Below are 2,467 nucleotides of genomic sequence, written 5' to 3'. Positions count from 1 at the left end.
TGGCAGAAATAGTATTTTTACATGGAATCAGATGGGCCATTTTGCTGAGCATGTCGATGACGACTAGAACACTGTCATTTCCTTGTTTACTGACAGGAAGGTTTGTCACAAAATCCATGGAGATCTGATCCCATCTTCGACTGGGAATCTGTAATGGCTGTAATAGTCCTGCTGATTTTTGACTAATACGTTTACTGGTCTGGCAACGAACACAAGACGCTACATAATTAGTAATATACTTTTTCATACCTGGCCATACATAACAACGGCTAACGGCTTGATACGTTTTCTTTTCTCCAGGATGTCCCGCAGTTAAAATGTCGTGGTGAGCATAAATAATATGCACCCGATACAAATCGTCATCTGGGACACAGATTCTCCAGAGAGTTTCACATCTCTGTTTCAAGTAATTTCCATGGAGAAGATATTCTTCGATAAGTTTTCCTCGATTCGTCTTGTATCGATGTATTCTCTGGTGTTTTAGCACCTTCAAAATTGGTCCCCATTTTTCGCTTTTAATTAAAGCTTTAAACCAATTTTCGTCTCCGATAACAATTCCAGTTATCTCTTTTTCGGAATTTTCTTTGTCAATACGGGGTAATCCCGTAGTTCGGGAGTCAATAGCACTGGTATTCTCGTTCTCAGGTAGAACTGTAGGAGGATCATCTCCTGTAGTCGGGTCTAAGGGTGTTGCACTAGGCAACGGGTTCGGGGTCGAACTTGACCGAGAGGAGGAAGGATTCTGGTCAATAGTCGTAGTGATCACATTTCGCTTTTTCCACTCCTCTCTTCGTCTTTTTCGTTTAGACAACGGTTTATTTTCGGTTTCGTCTAATATGTCAAAATCTTTACCAAAACGCTTTTGGTAGTAATTTCGTCGTGCTTGATCGTCGTTTTCGGAAGGAAATTCTTTTCGGGTCTGCCCTCGAGTAATAGCAAGTAATATCGGGGCCGGAAGAAGCTTGTCCTTCAAAGGTAAACGAGATAATGCGTCTGCCGCAATATTCTTTTTTCCGGGCAGATAGTCAATAGTTAAATGGGGAAATTCACTGAGGAATGACAACCATTTAGCTGTCCGGCTACGCACTGGTTGAGTAGTGCTAGATCGTAATAAGTATTGGAGAGGTTGATGGTCTGTTAATAGACGAATTTCGGGAGCTTCTCTCAGAAGATGTTGCCATCTCTGTAATGCCGTTATTAGGGCCAGTAGCTCCAGGTCGTAAGCTGGGTAGGCTAGTTGGGGACCAACCAGCACATGGCTCATAAACGCCACAGGTTTTCCGTTCTGTTCTAAAGTGGCTCCTATCCCGGTAGCAGAAGCATCGGTCTTAAGCACAAAAGGCTGTGTCGAATCAGGGAGCGCCAAAGTAACGTATTCGGCTAATCGTTGTTTAAGAGTTTGGACGGCTATAGTGTGCTCTGGAAGCCAGCTGAACTCCACATTTTTCTTGGTTAGTCGTGTTAAAGGTGCTGCAATCTGAGCAAAGTCCGGACCCATGAACATTCGACAATAATTTACAATTCCGAGAAATTGTCGTACCTGGGTAACATTTTCAAGTATTTCCGGGAGAATGCTAATCTCATTAATCTTTGATCGGGAAGGTATTACTCCATCAGGGGTAATAGTATACCCCACATATTCGATTTTATCTGTCATGAATTTACATTTTACAAATTTACAATAAAGTCGAACTTCTCTTAACCGTTTGAAAACTGATGCAAGATGTTCTAGATGTAGTTCCCGAGTTTTGGAATAAATTAGAACATCATCCATATACACAACTACACATTTTCCCAATAAGTCAAAGAATACCTGATTCATCACGGTTTGGAATATACTAGGAGAACCCTTTAATCCAAAAGGCATAACTCGAAATTCGTACTGTCCAAACGGTGTGTGAAAAGCTGTTTTGTGCTGATCTTCGGGAGCAATTCTGATTTGGTGAAAGCCTCGTGCCAAGTCCAGGGCTGAAAAAACCCGTGCTCCTCGAAGCATTTCCAAAACCTGCTGAATGTTCGGGGGTGGGAAATCTGGTGCAATTGTGATTCGGTTGAGTTCGCGATAATCAATGACAACTCGTGCATCATTTTTTCCCTTAATCGTATCCCCATCGGTCTTCTTGCTAACACAAAAACAAGGGGCCGCGTAAGGGGTATGGGATATAGCGATTTGTTCAGCTTCTAGTAATTCTTCGATATGTGCTTTCAGTATATCCCAATCGCGCGCGCTGTGCTTATATCGGAATCCTTTGGGAGGAATTTTTCCAGGGATAGTCGTGATATTCATGTCAACACATTGGGTAGTTGGGATCATCCGGGGGAATTTATCGGGAAAGATATCAGCATAGTCTCCGAGAAGAGGAATAAGAACTGGATCGAGTTCTTTCCTCACATTTTCGAGATGTTCTCGGAATGTTGTAGTTTCGGGGTGGATTTGATTGAACTGTTGAAGATAAGTGGCAATATC

Annotated in this window: 1 protein-coding gene; it reads right to left on the bottom strand. The window is 42.4% G+C overall.

Annotated elements, in window-relative coordinates; genetic code table 11:
- The coding region (locus ACRC28_RS04215; protein WP_438542205.1) for a reverse transcriptase domain-containing protein at positions 1–2,467 on the bottom strand (2,467 nt) is incomplete at both ends.

The organism is Clostridium sp., assembly GCF_051650885.1.
Lineage (GTDB): Bacteria > Bacillota > Clostridia > Clostridiales > Clostridiaceae > Clostridium.
This window is presented reverse-complemented; position numbering and strand designations above follow the sequence as displayed.